The organism is Mesorhizobium sp. M7D.F.Ca.US.004.03.1.1, from assembly GCF_003998635.1.
GTDB classification, from domain to species: Bacteria; Pseudomonadota; Alphaproteobacteria; order Rhizobiales; family Rhizobiaceae; genus Mesorhizobium; species Mesorhizobium loti.
Window position 1 is genome coordinate 1 of record NZ_RZQG01000051.1, and the last position, 15,261, is coordinate 15,261.

Consider the following 15,261-nt stretch of genomic DNA (forward strand, 5'->3'; position numbering starts at 1 on the left):
CACTGGATCCGCAAGAGCCTGCGCAATGGCGCCCATATCGGCGCGGTGGCGGACGCCGCGTTCTTTCTCGCCCGCGCGGGCCTGCTCGACGGCCATGCCTGCACCTTGCACTGGACCAGCCAGGCCGCCTTCACCGAGGCTTTTCCCAACATCGAGCTCCGGCGCGACCTCTACGTCATCGACCGCAAGCGCTTCACCTCGGCCGGCGGCGTCGGCAGCCTCGACATGATGCTGGAGATCATCACCCGCGACTATGGCGCCGAACTTGCCGCCGGCGTCGCCGAATGGTTCGTGCACAGCCAGCTGCGCTCCAGCATCGACCGCAAGATGATGCCGCTGCGCCTGCGCACCGGCGTCCAGAACGAGCTGGTGCTGTCGGCCATCGCTATCATGGAGGATGCGGTGGAGGAGCGGCTCGGCATGGCCGAGCTGACCGCGAAGCTCGGCGTCTCCTCCGACAAGCTCGAACGCAGCTTTCGCTCCGAACTCGCCATCTCGCCCAACGGCTACTACCGGCGGCTCAGGCTGAAACGCGCCGCCGATCTGCTGGCGCACTCGACGCTTGCCGTGCGCGACGTAGCGCTGGCCTGCGGCTTCGCCTCGATGTCGAGTTTTGCCCGCGCTTTTCGCGAGGAGCACGGGCACCCGCCGAAACTGGCGCGGAGGCATTAGGGCCGGCACTTGAGGGTAGACCCCCTCGTCCGGCCGCTACGCGGCCACCTTCTCCCCGCTGGGGAGAAGAGGAAGGCGCCGGCGCTGCAAGTCTCCTCTCCCCTCGGGGAGAGGTCAGCCGAGCGAAGCGGAGGCTGGGTGAGGGGGCTGCCCCACACGTTGCAGGGCTCCAGCGGCATCCTGCACAACACACGCGGTTTTCCGCACAATCCATCCGCCCCTCTTGCGCCATGCTCCGACCTCCCAACCCCACCCAAGGCCAGGCACCCATGAGCATCGTCGTATTCGACCCCGACAGCACCGAGGACGTGGACTTCAAGGACCGCATGCGCCACCCGGCGGCGGCCGATCCGGCCGGCGGCATGTGGCTGTCGGACACCGAGCCGTCCTTCATCGATGCCGACGCTCTGCGCAAGGGCCGGCTGGCAAAACTGCGCGGCTGGATGCGCGAGGCAGGCTATGGCGGCGTCGTGTTGTTCGACCCCTACAACCAGCGCTACGCCACCGGCTCGCGCAACATGTTCGGCTATTTCCTGCGCAACTCGACCCGCTATTTCTTCGTGCCCACCGACGGGCCGATCGTGTTGTTCGAATACCCGCAGAGCTACCATGTCTCGATGGTGCTCGACACGATCGACGAGGCGCGTCCTTCCAAGCTCGTCTGGTCGTCGGTCTCCGGCCGCGACGACGAGACCGCTGGCCCCTTCGCCGACGAGATCACTGAGCTCTTGAAGCAGCATGGCGGCGGCTCGATGAAGCTCGGCCTCGACCGCTGCAGCCATCTGCAGGCGCTGGCCCTGGAAAAGCGCGGCTGCGAGGTTCGCGATTGCCAGGGCGAAATCCTGGCGGTGCGCGCGGTCAAGACGCCGGAGGAAGTCAAATGCCTGCAGGTGTCGATGGCCGGCGCCGAGGCCGCCGTCTATGCGGTGCGCGAGGCGATCAAGCCCGGCGTCTCCGAAAACGACCTGTTCGCCATCATGTATGGCGAGGTCATCCGCCAGGGCGGCGAGTTCATCGAGACGCGGCTCTTGACCTCCGGCCAGCGCACCAATCCATGGTTCAACGAGGCCAGCGGCCGCAAGATCCGGCCGGGCGAACTGCTGGCGCTCGATACCGACACGATCGGCTGCTACGGCTATTATTCCGATTTCTCCCGCACCTTCCGCTGCGGGCCGGGCAAGCCGACGCCCTACCAGAAGTCGCTCTACCGCATGGCGCACGACCAGGTTCAGCACAACATCTCGATCGTCAAACCCGGCATGGCCTTCCGCGAGATCGCCGAGAAGGCCTGGAAGATCCCGGACCGTTTCGTCGACCAGCGCTACACCTCGGTCATGCACGGCGTCGGCATGCATGGCGAAACGCCGTTCATCGCACACGCCATGGACTACGAGACCTATGGCCGCGACGGCCATATCGTGCCAGGCATGGTGGTGAGCGTCGAAAGCTACATCGGCGAGAAAGGCGGCCGCGAGGGCGTCAAGCTGGAGGACGAGATCCTGATCACCGACACCGGCACCGAACTCCTGTCGCGCTTTCCCTATGAGGACGAGTTTCTCGCGTGAAGGCTCCCATCGCCATCAAGCGCGGCACCGTGGCCGCGATCTTCATCGACCTGCAGGAAGAGCACCGGCAGGACCCGCGCTACCTCGTCGACGGCTTTGCCGAGATCCTCGCCAATGTCCAGCGCCTGCAGGCGGCGGCGCGCGCTAACCACGTGCCGCTCTACCACTGGGCCTACATCGTCGATCTCGACAAGCAGGACCGGCCCTTTCATCCGGTCGGTGAGGACGGCAAGTCGGCCTTCTCCGACAAGAGCGACCCGCTGACCGAGATCTGCCACGAGGTGGCGCCGATCAAGGGCGAGGCGCTGCTGATCAAGGCGGAGGCCAGCGCCTTCCGCTCCGGGCCGGCTGCACGCGACATCAAATCGGCCGGCATCGAATGGCTGGTCGTATCAGGCGTCTGGACCGAGGCCTGCATCGACGCGTCAGTGAAGGATGCGGTGGCGAAAGGCTTTCGCGTGCTCTTGGTCAAGGATGCCTGCGGCAGCGGCAGCGCGGCCATGCACCAGACCGGTATCCTCAACCTCGCCAATCGGCTCTATGGCGGCGCCGTCACCAACACTGACGGCGCCTGCCGGCTGCTGGCCGGCGAGACCGTCACCGCCTGGCAGGTCGAAGGCTCGGTGCCGCTGCGCTTCAGCTTCGACAACGCGGCCGCACTCTACGCCGATCTATGACTGCCGAAAGCATGACGCGGGGCAAATACGAAACTCGGCTCGACCCGGCCCTGTGGGCTTATATCGACGCGGTCAACGCCTGGTATCCGCCCGAAATCGTCGGCCTGCCGATCGACAAGCAGCGCGCCGTCTATGACCGCATGAGCCGCGCCTTCCACCAGGGCCGCCCGCCCCGCGTCAAGGCCAGCGACGGCCTGATCGCCGCCGCCGGCCGCGACATCCCGGTCCGGCGTTACCAGTTCGCCGGCAGGGCCGCGAGGGCCTTGGTGGTCTACTACCACGGCGGCGGCTTCATCCTCGGCGGGCTCGACAGCCATGACGACATCTGCGCCGAGCTCTGCGCCGGGACCGGCTTCGACGTGCTGTCGGTCGACTACCGCCTGGCGCCGGAGCATGTCCACCCGGCCGCCTTCGACGATGCCGTCATCGCCTTCGGATGGGCGGCGGTGACATCCGGCCTGCCGCTGGTGCTGTGCGGCGAAAGCGCCGGCGGCAATCTGGCCGCGGCCGTGGCGCAGGCGACGCGCAGGCATATCAGGGCCGCCATCGGCCAGGTGCTGATCTATCCCGGCCTCGGCGGCGACGAGAGCACCGGCTCCTATGTCGAGCACGCCGCTGCGCCGCTGCTGTCCGTGGCCGACATCGCCTTCTACCGCGACGTCCGCTCGGCCAAGCGGCAATCGCCCGACGACCCGACCTTCTCGCCCTTGCGCGACCGCGACTTCTCCGCCCTGCCACCGACGGTGATCGTCACCGCCGAGTGCGACCCGCTGTCATCGGACGGTGAGACCTACCGCGACCGCATTCTGGCCAGCGGCGGCAAGGCGTGGTGGCACGAGGAGCCGAGGCTGGTGCACAGCTTCCTGCGCGCCCGGGCTACCGTGCCGGCGGCGGCGGAAGCGTTTGCGCGGATTATCGCCGCGGTCGCGGCGCTGGGTAAGGGTGATTGGCCGTATTGAACGTAGCGAAGGCCCCCTCATCCGGCCGCTTCGCGGCCACCTTTGCCGGGGCGAGTCACGGGCCTCGCCCGTCCTTCGGACCCCCGCTGGGGAGAAGAGGGAACCGCCGGCGCTGCAAGTCTCCTCTCCCCTCGGGGAGAGGTCAGCCGAGCGAAGCGGAGGCTGGGTGAGGGGGCTTCGTAGGGCGGTCCCCTCTCCGTCTCGACTTCGCCGAGCCACCTCTCCCCACTCTCGTGGGGCGAGGAACCCAAGCTGCCCCCCTGCGGAGCGCCGCACAATCACTGCGGAAAACCGAACACTCCGCAGCGTCACCCCGCTCTATCATTCACCTGCTCAGGCAACGGCGTCCCGGCGGCTGCGCCACACCGCGTCGGATGTGTCCGCCGGGGCGCCCAACAACAGGGGAACGACGATGAAATTCATGCTGACCGACCGCAAACTGCACCCGCAAGCCAAACCCGTCGCCGATGATTTCAAGACCGGCGGCATCAACCGCCGCGAGTATCTGGCGCTGATGGCCGGGCTCGGCGTCAGTGCCGCCGGCGCACTGGCGCTGGGCGGGCTCGGCACCACCCCTGCCCGCGCGGCCGAGCCAAAAAAAGGCGGCGTCTTGCGCGTCGCCATGAACGTCAAGGGTTTCAAGGACCCGCGCACCTTCGACGGCGTCGAGATGTCCAACGTTGCCCGCCACTGCAATGAATATCTGGTGCGCTGGAACACCGACTTCTCCTTCGAGCCCTGGCTGCTCGAAAGCTGGGAAGCGAGCGACGACGCCAAGACCCTCACTCTGCATGTGCGCAAGGGTATTTCCTGGTCGAACGGCGATGCCTTCAACGCCGACGATGTCATCCACAACCTCACCCGCTGGTGCGATGCTTCCGTGCCCGGCAATTCGGTCGCCGCGCGCATGGGCGCGCTGGTCAATGCCGACACCAAGAAGGTGGTCGATGGCGGCATCGCCAAGGTCGACGACTTCACCATCAAGCTCAATCTGCCGAAGCCCGACATTTCGCTGATCGCCGGCATGGCCGACTATCCGGCGCTGATCATGCACCGCTCCTATGAGGGCGACGGCGATCCGCTGAAGGCGCTGGCCATCACCACCGGCCCCTGCGAGCTGGTCAGTTGGGATGCCGAGACCGGCGCCGAGGTGAAGCGCAAGGACAAGCCCTGGTGGAAGGGCGAATTCCACCTCGACGGCATCAAATGGGTCGACTACGGCTCCGACCCCAACGCCATGCTGTCGGCCTTCGAATCCGGCGAGATCGACACCGACCACGAAACCGCCTCCGACGCCGTCTCGCAGACCGAGCAGATGGGGCTGAAAAATTCCGAGATCGCCACCGGCTCCACCATCGTCGCCCGCTTCAATGTCGGCAACGCGCCCTATGACGACGTCAAGGTGCGCCGCGCCGCCCAGCTCGCCGTCGACAATTCCGCCGTGCTGACGCTCGGCCTCGGCGGCCGCGGCAAGCCCGCCGACAACCACCATGTCGGCCCCATGCATCCCGAATATGCCGATATCGGCCCGGCCAAGCGCGACGTGGAGCAGTCGAAGAAACTGCTCGCGGAGGCCGGCAAGGCCGACCATGAATTCGAGCTCATCTCCGTCGATGTCGAATGGCAAAAGAGCACCGGCGACGCCATCGGCGCGCAGATGCGCGAGGCCGGCCTCAAGATCAAGCGCACCGTGCTGCCGGCCGCCACGTTCTGGAACGACTGGAGCAAATACCCCTTCTCCTGCACCGAATGGTTGGGCCGCCCGCTCGGAGTCCAGGTGCTGGCGCTGGCGTATAAATCGGGCGCCGCCTGGAATGAAAGCGCCTACGCCAATCCCGAATTCGACACGCTGCTCGACAAGGCGCTGGCAACGCCCGACGCCAAGGCGCGCAAGGAGATCATGGGCAAGATCGAGCAGAATCTGCGCGACTCAGGCATCATCATCCAACCCTACTGGCGCTCGGTGTACAGGACCTACCGCAAGGGCGTAGAAGGCTGCGAACAGCACCAGGCGCTCGAGCAGCATTTCGAGAAGGTTTGGATTGAAAGCTGAGGCGTCGACCGTGACGCGTTGAAGGGACTTTAAGCCGAGGCCAGCGCCGCCCCTCATTGCCCTGCCGGGCATTTCTCCCCGTATAGTGACGGGGAGAAAGACGCTGGCCGCAACGCCGGCGCCTTTCTTGCAACGCTGGGGATTGGCGAAAGCGGCGATGACAGCGTCCTTCGCCCCGTTTACGGGGAGAAGATGGCGGCAGCCAGATGAGGGGCAGCACTGACGTTGACTTTACCTTCTCCACAGTAGGAGAAGGGATTGCCCCAAAGCGCGTGAGACGTCGACATCTCCCGCCCGCGCGCATCGCCAGGCCCTATATTTCATGTACGGCGCAAAACGTGCGGTGCCAGGCGGTGGACCGCCGCCGCCACAGGGCGCATGGTTTCGCTGTCGCTGGCCACTGTATGGGCGCTGGTGCTTGAGAGTGTCAGCGTGCTCCCGCCCCCGTTGGGAGCAATGCAATGGAAGACTCTACGGGCCCGGTGCCCGCGCTTACTTTCCATGCGTTGCGAAGGGCCTTCAAGACATCCATTGCCGAACGCCTCATCCCCGAGGCGCAATGGACTGAACACGCCAAGGCCCTGGTGCGCAAACTCACGCACAACGCGCATGTCGACAGCGGCCTCGTCGCCTGGATCATTCGCAAGTGAAGCAGAAATGGCCGACGCGAATGCCGGTGAGGCAGTTGCCTGAGCCCGCGTCGGCCACTGGCGACCTGATAGAGGACCGCCGCCCGGATTTTTTATGCTCCGATTGTGGCACGATCAACCGGGCTTGGTTGGTCTGTACGCATTCGTACCAACTCTACCGAAGCGGCCGAAGCAACAAAGCCCGCCCCGGCATAGTCCGAAGCGGGCTTCGTCAGGTCACAGTTTTCCGCAGTTCGACAGGCAAACCAACGCCGCCACCGCCGAAAGCTTTTCGCGCCTGTTGAGCGTCGGCTTTTGATAGGTCTTTTTCATGGATGTTTCCCCTAAGCCCCCAATGGCCGGCGCCCAAAGGCGCCTGTGCGCGGGCAATGTCAATGCACGCGTCCTGGCCAGCTCACCGCGCGGGCCTGAGAAGCGTCCAGATCCAGCCGGCGAAAGTCAGCACCAGGAACGGATAGCCGGCGGCGGGCAGCGGTGCCGAGGTCGGCAGCAAGGGCGCGCCCCAGAGGATCATGCAAGCTGATGCGACAAACAGCACGGCGGCAACGAGCGCGGTGAGCCGCATCCACAGAGCGAAAGTCTTCGGTGCGCTGACCATGACCAGTGCTGCCGCCCAAAGCGTGATGCCGCCGACATAGGAGGGCACGCTGGCCTCCAGCCCGGCCGCATTGCCGGCCAGCAGCAGGGTCTCGCCGGCCAGGAAGGTCAGGAAGCCGGCAGTGATGCAGTCATTGCCCAGCCGCTGATATTTCATCGTCAGCAACGCGGTGGCAACCACGAGCCCCGCGCCGTCGATCGTCCACAGAGTTTCGCGCAGTTCGACGCTGGCCACAAAAGTGCCGGCAAAGCCAAAAAGCGCCACTGATGGCGAGCCGATCGCGGCGACGATATCCAGAGTGGAACGCGTGTCTCCCGAGCCGGGGAGAGGATATGCAAGGTTGGGGCTGTCTTAGACGTCCAAATGGATCTTAGCCTTTTTCAGAATCATTTTCTCTAACGGAAGCAGCCATGGTCTGTCTCAGCTCATTGACTGATGTTTCCACAATTAGCATCATCGATTCTAGTCGCCGTCCAGCATCCTCTGCGAAAGCGTCAAAGAAAAAATCGGACTGCACCACTATATCATTATCTTCGTCCAAGAACATCTTACAAAATCGTAGGCGTCTGTTATAGCCATTAACGTCTTCCAGGCCGATATTTGTCCCTTCTTTAGATACTCCACAATGAAATTGTATGTTTCCGGATGAAGGGAGAGCAATATCAATTTTCGGAGCCACAATGACCGTATAACCGCCGGCCGCAGAGCGTATTACATAGTCTTGATCAATCTTTGCCTTATATCCAATCTCCTGAAGATGGTCCGCAATAGCCTCGATGTACTTCTTTTGAAGATCTTCATTCTTGCTCAATTCTTCAGACATTGGTGAACCTATTCCGTTATCGCCATAAGTTTTCTGAGACTAGGTTTGTTTTTGGCAAATCCAAAACTCTTGTCATCCTGCAAAGCAAATTCTGTCGGCTTATCGCTCCAGCCGATCGATAAATCTTCGGGATTTGCAATATTCATTGTTCCACTTAATTCCACTCTTTCGTTTTCTGCAACTTGTACGTTCCCCTTTTCGACGATGATAAAATCGTCGCTGCGCGTTAGCGGGAACACGACGTATCGTTTATTTTGTGCAGCATACTTCCTCTGTCTTTGAAAAATTGTGCGGTTGACGTCATTGATGGCCGCACTTGGCTTCCCCTTGTTCGCAAGCTGATTTATACGCAATCTGCCAACCTTACGAGATCGGACTAAGCCTTCCGTCCTTAACGCCTGCAGGCACCTAGTCACAGTCTCGGCTCGGAGACCCGTTCTCTTTTGTATTTGAGAATTAGTGACGCCATTTCGATTGCTTGATGATATGGCTTTCAGAACTTTATCTTTTGCAGAGGCCTCTATATTGCTACTTTGCAGCATGGGTCGAAGGCGTTGGGCCAAGCGCGCTGTTCCAATGTCCGCCGCCAGCATCCAGGTGGTCGCCTCTGGGCCAACGCCCAATTCGATTCCCCTGTCGAGAGCGAGCTTGGCCCGTACGCGGCTCAATGCATTCTCGATTAGCGCGATATCGTCGCTGTTTCCCGATATTAACGCATCTAGAAGTAGCGCCTTTAACCGATCTCGACTGACAGTTGCAGCAGCCCAATCCTCATTGCTCACGGCGTTGTTGAGCAAATTATCAAATTGCTCAATGGAAGGTGCATTGTCGCTCAATAGCTTACCCTTTGCGGTAACTCGTGGCGGGAGTCCAATTCGCACTAAAATTAGGATGGAAATCAATTGACGTCAATTGATCCAATGTCGGTAGCTCGAGCTTTGCCGGAAAGCCCTTCAGACGCATTGGCGGGGATTGCGGGCGCGCTGTTTGCGGTGGAGTGCTCCCGGGACATCGCAAACGAAGAGCTCGAGCGTTGGCTTTCGGAGGCCACCGAAAGATTGATGGACGACCTGCCTTTCGACAACGGCGTCGATGAATGGACGCTCGATTCCGCTGACATACTGATCCTCGCAACGAGCGAAATGAAATGGCCGATTTCTCCACCTACAACCTCTGAAGAGTTCTTCCTAGCCGTTCGCGCAGTGCAGATCCTTGATCGCTGGCACCTCCCTCTCGTGCCGTCGGACAGCCCTGAACTTCTTCCCAAGCGGCGGGGACACGTTGTCGTCGAGGACCGAATGTCGGCGGATGGTCTATTTGGTCTATCCATCGATGGCATCGTGATTCCGGCCTCCGCATGGGGCCGCCCCGCTCGTGAACTAACGGAGTGGGCCTCCCCAAACAGCATGATCGGGCTTGAGCCTCCCATGCCGCTGCCCATGGCGAGTAGACCGATGCTTCTGCGTGAACTGCTATCGGCTACGGCCTTTCTGCCATCACAACTGCCAATTCAGAATCCACAGAACGGCAGTTCTTCGAGGCGGCACATCCGGCTTAGCTACCTTGCAGTAACCGATAATGTACTTCCCACGTCCATCCACGAAAACATGGAAGTAATTGCCATCGCGCCTGCGCTAGAGGCGGAGGAGGATGCCAGAATAGAAATCTCCGGCGATGGAACGCGATACTGCGTACGGCCAACTTACTCTGTGAAGCGGATTAGATCGATAATAACATCGGCCTTGTCGACCGACGTTTCAACCTTATTCTTTCCAGAGTGTGCAATTGACGCGCACAATTTGGAATGGATGCAGAATGAGATATTGTCTCTGACACGTAATCAATGGAAGTCAACAGGTATTATTCCAAAATTACGATATATATTCGCCGGATTCTCAGACTGCGATACCAAGAGCGGAAAGGCGGCACGCAACTTCGTCGCTATATTTGACTCTATGGGACGCGAGATCGTCAGGCAGTCAAAGCTTTTCCCGTGGAACCTGAGCCAATCGCAAATAGACCGCTTCGGCCTTAATGTCGATTTTGATGTTCTTTCTGGAACATTGTATGAGAATATTGAACTAGGTGACGAGTTGATCGTGTGTGATCTGCCTGGTGCCGGTAGAATAATCAACCTAATATGCGCCGACGTAAATGAGGATGCTCCAGGCGATTGGCTTCTGGCGCACTTGCGCGCGGATTGGCTCCACGCGCCTATATTTGATAAATCCGCTTGCTGGACCTTTGATCAGAAGGGTATCGATGGGTCTTGGATAAGCAGCCGCGCGCGAAGAGCCGCTTTGCTCGCCGCAACTAGAGTAGTTGTGACTAACAGCATGTCGCTAACCAACCGTTTAAACAGATGGAACGTTCGACGTGGAGATACCAGGATCTACTCACACTGCGGCATAGGACTCCTCTTAGACTCCACTGACGACATTATCGCTATCAAGCAAGTACTCGTACCCTTAGACCACCCCAGCCCTGTGGTGGCTGTCGAGGTGTGGGGAGATGGATGGCCCCTTCTCAATCGCCCATCTTCAGCGCCTGGATAAACGCCTCCTGCGGGATATCGACCTTGCCGAATTGCCGCATCCGCTTCTTGCCTTCTTTCTGCTTGTCCAGCAGCTTGCGTTTGCGCGAGACGTCGCCGCCATAGCATTTGGCGGTGACGTCCTTGCGCAGCGCCGAGATGGTTTCGCGGGCGATGACCTTGCCGCCGATGGCGGCCTGGATCGGGATCTTGAACAGATGGTTCGGGATCAGCTCCTTCAGCTTCTCGCACATCTGCCGGCCGCGCTTTTCCGCCGCCGTGCGGTGCACCAGCATGGAAAGCGCATCCACCGGCTCCTCATTGACCAGGATCGACATCTTCACCAGGTCGCCTTCCTTGTAGTCGGTGAGGTGATAGTCGAAGGAGGCGTAGCCTTTGGAGATCGACTTCAGCCGGTCGTAGAAATCGAAGACGACTTCGTTGAGCGGCAGGTCGTAGATCAGCATGGCGCGCTTGCCGACATAGGACAGGTCGGCCTGGATGCCGCGCCGGTCCTGGCAGAGTTTCAGGATGCCGCCGAGATAGTCGTCCGGCGTCAGGATGGTGGCGCGGATCCACGGCTCCTCGATCGCCGAGATCTTCACCACGTCGGGCATGTCGGCCGGGTTGTGCAATTCCTTCATCGAGCCGTCGGTCAGCAGCAGCCGGTAGACGACTGATGGTGCCGTGGCGATCAGGTCGAGGTTGAACTCGCGCTCCAGCCGCTCCTGGATGATTTCCAGATGCAAGAGGCCAAGGAAGCCGCAGCGATAGCCGAAGCCGAGCGCCGCACTGGTTTCCATTTCAAAAGAGAAGCTGGCGTCGTTGAGGCGCAGCTTGCCGACCGCGGCGCGCAGGTCCTCGAAATCGGCGGCGTCGACCGGGAACAGGCCGCAGAACACCACCGGCTGCGCCGGCTTGAAGCCGGGCAGCGCCTTGGCCGTCGAGCGCTTGTCCTCGGTGATGGTGTCGCCGACGCGGGTGTCGGCCACTTCCTTGATCGAGCCGGTGAAGAAGCCGAATTCTCCGGGGCCGAGCTCGTCGACATTGATGCGGGCCGGGGTGAACACGCCGGTGCGTTCGACCAGATGCTTGGCGCCGGTGCCCATCATGCGGATGGTCTGGCCCTTTTTCAGCACGCCGTCGATGACGCGCACCAGCACGATGACGCCGAGATAGGCGTCGTACCAGGAGTCGACCAACATCGCCTTCAAGGGGGCCGTGGCGTCGCCTTCGCGCGGCGGCGGCAATTGGTGGACGATGGCCTCCAGCACATCGGGAATGCCAAGCCCGGTCTTGGCCGAGATCAGCACGGCGTTGGAAGCGTCGATGCCGATCACCTCCTCGACCTGCTCGCGGATGCGCTCGGGCTCGGCGGCCGGCAGGTCGACCTTGTTCAGCACCACGACGATCTCGTGGTTGTTGTCGATCGCCTGGTAGACATTGGCCAGCGTCTGCGCCTCGACGCCCTGGGAGGCGTCGACCACCAGCAGCGAACCCTCGCAGGCGGCGAGCGAGCGCGACACTTCATAGGCGAAGTCGACATGGCCGGGCGTGTCGATCAGGTTGAGGATATAGTCCTCGCCATTGTTGGCGTGGTACTTCAGCCGCACCGTCTGCGCCTTGATGGTGATGCCGCGCTCGCGCTCGATGTCCATCGAGTCCAGCACCTGCTCCTTCATGTCGCGCAGCTCCAGCCCGCCGGTCAGCTGGATCAGCCTGTCGGCAAGCGTGGATTTGCCATGGTCGATATGGGCGACGATGGAGAAATTGCGGATGTGGTCGAGGGGCGTGCTCATGGCGCGCGTTTAGCAGGGGCGGCTTGCCCGAGCAAGCGGCGCAGGCTGCTGCCGGGACGGGCGCTGCGGGCGTTTGTCGGCTTTGTCAGGCGGTTTCGCGAAAAGTCGATAAATTTTAACCAAGTAAGTTAGAGCATAATTGGGGAGTGCCATGTTAGCCGGTAGTGATATTCCGTTGTAAGGATCAAGGCATGCGGGGGCTGGCAAGCAGGTTTATCGAGTCGAGAAGCGGTGCATTTGCGCCGATCCTCATCGTCATGATGATTCCGCTGATCACCGCGGTCGGCTTTTCGGTCGACTACACCTCGGCGGTCCAGACCAGGTCGACCGAGCAGGCGGCGCTCGATGCCGCGATCCTGTCGATCACCACGATGGATACCGCCTCGACGAAGGCGCAGCGCCAGGTGGCGATGCAGGCTTCCTACGTAGCCAATGGCGGACAGGGCGCCGCGACGCTGAACACCTTCGACGTCAGCGCCAACGGCACCGCCACCGCGCAGGCTTCGGCAAGCTTCGCCATGCCGACCGTTTTCATGCAGATCGCCAGGATCCCCACGGTGGCGGTCGGCGTTACGTCGGCGGTCAGCAAAACGCCGGCGCTGGTCCAGGCTACATTCAACGTCGATCACGTTTCAGGCTACTGGAACAAGACCATGACCGTGTACGGCCTTCCCTTCGGTTCGACCTCCACGACCACACCGACGGCCATGATGAAGGTCGACTATGTCTACAAAGGGTATAGTTATTCCTATACGAGCGGGGGTAAGACTTATACCGCTGCCGACCCGAAAGGTTACGGTACGACAACTATTTCCACTGTGTCGGGAACAACCCAGACGCAGGTTCAGAGCCAAGTGTGCACGACAGTAGGATCAAAAACCGATTTCACTCCCACCGCGGGCGTTTACCGAAGCACCGCAGTGGCAAAAAGCGGAAATACGAGCGGCTCCACCATCTATTTCAAGACGACGTGCGCAACCACGAATACCGCCGGAAACAGCAGTGGCGCAACAATCGACGTGAGCACGATGGACCAGCTCTATCTGCAGATGAATGTGCCGTCCGGACCGGTCAACCCGCTCAAGTCGAACGATGCAAGCACGTCGAACCGGCTATACCTGGGCGCCGGCTACGGCACCGCGGCACAAAAGACCCTGGACCCTTCCCTATACCTCCCCGTCGAGGTTGCCGGCAACGCGATCGTCGACATCTTCGCCGCTGTGCCCTGCGGCGAGACCAGCGACCAGGCATGGGAAGACGGCGGCAACAATCCTCCACTGCCAGACGTTACGAACGCCGACTTCTTCTACAGCGTGATGGGCAAGTGCGACTTCAACCGGCGCCCGTCCGACACGCTGCTGACGCAGTAGACGCTGCGCTTCTTGCCTTCTCCTCTTGTGGGAGAAGGTGGAACGGCCGGTTTATCTGGCGCCATGCCGCATCAACCTGTCCTGCCAGCCAAACGAAGCTTCGCCCGTTCGCTCCGGCGTGTAATGACGGAGGCAGAAGACAGGCTTTGGCGTGAGCTGCGCGACCGGAGGCTCGACCGGATAAGATTTCGACGCCAGGTTCCCATTGGAAAATACATTGCCGATTTCGTCTGCTTCGAAGCTGGCCTGATCATCGAGATTGATGGCAGCCAACACCCGGAGCCGGATTCTGACCGTGTCCGCAAGGCTGACCTGGAGGCGAGAGGCTTTCGCATTCTGCGCTTTTGGAACGATGACGTTCTGAAAGACTTGAACGCCGTCTGCGACACGATCATCGCCTATGTACGGGATAGGAGTCTGCAGCCTTGGCGGTAGTGGCTCCGACTTCCCTTCTCCCCTTGTGGGAGAAGGTGTCGCCGAAGGCGACGGATGAGGGGTGTTCCAGGGAACGCCAACGCCTCACTCCGCTGGAACACCCCTCAATCGTCTCGGCGCTACGCGCCGATCCACCTTCTCCCACAAGGGGAGAAGGGAAGAACGCTAGCGATCACAAACCGGTGAGCGCTGTAACGAAGCAGCGGGCGGCGGCGAAGTGGGGACATGAGCGGTGCATTCGAAGCGCCGCCGCCCACGGAGCAAGCCGATGCCGTCATCCCGCAAGCCTATCGCATTGTCCAGCCTGGCCGCGCTCGCGCTGGCAGTGTCGCTCAGTGCGGCGGCCGCCCAGCCGCTCACCGTGGTCGAGCTGTTCACCAGCCAGGGCTGCTCGTCCTGCCCGCCGGCCAACGCCAATCTGATCAAGGTCAAGGACCAGCCCGGCGTGCTGGCGCTGTCGTTCAACGTCACCTACTGGGACTATCTCGGCTGGAAGGACACGTTCGGCCGCCAGGAATTCACCCAGCGCCAGGTCAGCTACGAGCCGCCGCTCGGCCATGACGGGCCGTTCACGCCGCAAGTGGTCGTCAACGGCCACGCCGATGTCGTCGGCGCCGCTCCCGGCGAGATCCAGAAGCTGATTTCGGCGAGTGGCCAGGCGAGCGGCCCTTCGCTGTCGCTCAACGATGGCAAGATCAGCATCGGCGCTGGCGCCGCGCCGGCCGGCCGGGCCGATGTCTGGCTGGTGCGCTACCTCAAAGGCGTCGTCGAGGTGCCGGTGGCGCGCGGCGAAAACACCGGCCGCACCCTGCCGCACGCCAATGTCGTGCATGCGCTGAAGAAACTCGGCAGTTGGACCGGCGCCGCCACGGCGCTGGATCTGCCGCCAGCTTCGGACGGCCTGAGCACCGCCGTGCTCGTGCAGTCGCCCGGCGGCGGGCCGATCCTGGCCGCCGCGACAAACTAGATCACGCTTCACAAGAGATTGCGCAAACGCCGCACCCGCGGCGCCGCATAGCACGGCCGCCAAGAGGGCGCGCCTTCCACGACCAACCGCCAAGGAGACCCACCATGACAACACTGTTTCGCCTGACGCTGCCGGCGCTCGCTCTCGCTCTGTGCTCGAC

14 protein-coding genes are annotated in these 15,261 nt (G+C 61.8%); 10 read left to right on the plus strand and 4 right to left on the minus strand.

Annotated features, from left to right (window positions below):
• The 6 genes from EN935_RS05660 to EN935_RS05685 form a co-directional block, all read left to right on the plus strand.
• On the plus strand, positions 1 to 672 hold a 672-nt coding region (locus tag EN935_RS05660), incomplete at its 5' end, for a GlxA family transcriptional regulator (RefSeq protein WP_164771023.1).
• Between the two features lie 269 nt (positions 673 to 941).
• A complete protein-coding gene (locus EN935_RS05665) occupies positions 942 to 2,237 on the plus strand; it encodes a Xaa-Pro peptidase family protein (RefSeq protein ID WP_127264480.1) in 1,296 nt (431 codons plus the stop codon).
• On the plus strand, positions 2,234 to 2,914 hold the full coding sequence (locus EN935_RS05670; RefSeq protein ID WP_126067012.1) for an isochorismatase family protein: 681 nt from the start codon (positions 2,234 to 2,236) through the stop codon (positions 2,912 to 2,914). Before EN935_RS05665 ends, EN935_RS05670 begins: the two co-directional genes overlap by 4 nt.
• An 11-nt stretch (positions 2,915 to 2,925) precedes the next feature.
• Positions 2,926 to 3,873: an alpha/beta hydrolase gene (locus EN935_RS05675; protein WP_127264481.1), complete on the plus strand. Its 948-nt coding sequence runs from the start codon at positions 2,926 to 2,928 to the stop codon at positions 3,871 to 3,873.
• Between the two features lie 412 nt (positions 3,874 to 4,285).
• Entirely contained in the window at positions 4,286 to 5,926 is a 1,641-nt protein-coding gene (locus tag EN935_RS05680) for an ABC transporter substrate-binding protein (protein ID WP_127264482.1), read from the plus strand.
• 461 nt (positions 5,927 to 6,387) lie between these two features.
• The gene (locus EN935_RS05685; protein ID WP_127264483.1) at positions 6,388 to 6,576 is read left to right on the plus strand and encodes a hypothetical protein; all 189 of its coding nucleotides are present in this window, start codon (positions 6,388 to 6,390) and stop codon (positions 6,574 to 6,576) included.
• A gap of 394 nt (positions 6,577 to 6,970) precedes the next feature.
• Here EN935_RS05685 and EN935_RS40705 read toward each other — a convergent pair whose 3' ends face one another.
• The 3 genes from EN935_RS40705 to EN935_RS05700 form a co-directional block, all read right to left on the minus strand.
• Positions 6,971 to 7,438: a hypothetical protein gene (locus EN935_RS40705; RefSeq protein WP_245468893.1), complete on the minus strand. Its 468-nt coding sequence runs from the start codon at positions 7,436 to 7,438 to the stop codon at positions 6,971 to 6,973.
• Positions 7,439 to 7,544: 106 nt separating this feature from the next.
• Entirely contained in the window at positions 7,545 to 7,997 is a 453-nt protein-coding gene (locus EN935_RS05695; RefSeq protein WP_127264484.1) for a YbjN domain-containing protein, read from the minus strand.
• An 8-nt stretch (positions 7,998 to 8,005) separates the two neighbouring features.
• Positions 8,006 to 8,833: a hypothetical protein gene (locus EN935_RS05700; protein WP_127264485.1), complete on the minus strand. Its 828-nt coding sequence runs from the start codon at positions 8,831 to 8,833 to the stop codon at positions 8,006 to 8,008.
• Positions 8,834 to 8,899: 66 nt separating this feature from the next.
• On the opposite strand from EN935_RS05700, the gene EN935_RS05705 reads away from it, so the two are divergent.
• Positions 8,900 to 10,552: a hypothetical protein gene (locus EN935_RS05705; protein WP_127264486.1), complete on the plus strand. Its 1,653-nt coding sequence runs from the start codon at positions 8,900 to 8,902 to the stop codon at positions 10,550 to 10,552.
• Here the strand turns inward: EN935_RS05705 and lepA are convergent.
• Positions 10,524 to 12,329 carry a translation elongation factor 4 gene (gene lepA / locus EN935_RS05710; RefSeq protein ID WP_126067019.1) on the minus strand — a complete coding sequence of 602 codons (1,806 nt, stop codon included), beginning with the start codon at positions 12,327 to 12,329 and terminating at the stop codon, positions 10,524 to 10,526. The genes EN935_RS05705 and lepA overlap by 29 nt on opposite strands.
• Before the next feature lie 191 nt (positions 12,330 to 12,520).
• Between lepA and EN935_RS05715 the strand changes: the two genes are divergently transcribed.
• From EN935_RS05715 to EN935_RS05725, 3 genes are all read left to right on the plus strand, one after another.
• Positions 12,521 to 13,699: a TadE/TadG family type IV pilus assembly protein gene (locus EN935_RS05715; protein WP_127264487.1), complete on the plus strand. Its 1,179-nt coding sequence runs from the start codon at positions 12,521 to 12,523 to the stop codon at positions 13,697 to 13,699.
• A 63-nt stretch (positions 13,700 to 13,762) separates the two neighbouring features.
• On the plus strand, positions 13,763 to 14,134 hold the full coding sequence (locus EN935_RS05720; RefSeq protein ID WP_127264490.1) for a DUF559 domain-containing protein: 372 nt from the start codon (positions 13,763 to 13,765) through the stop codon (positions 14,132 to 14,134).
• A 268-nt stretch (positions 14,135 to 14,402) separates the two neighbouring features.
• The gene (locus EN935_RS05725) at positions 14,403 to 15,101 is read left to right on the plus strand and encodes a DUF1223 domain-containing protein (RefSeq protein ID WP_109663506.1); all 699 of its coding nucleotides are present in this window, start codon (positions 14,403 to 14,405) and stop codon (positions 15,099 to 15,101) included.
• The last annotated feature ends 160 nt before the right edge of the window (positions 15,102 to 15,261 follow it).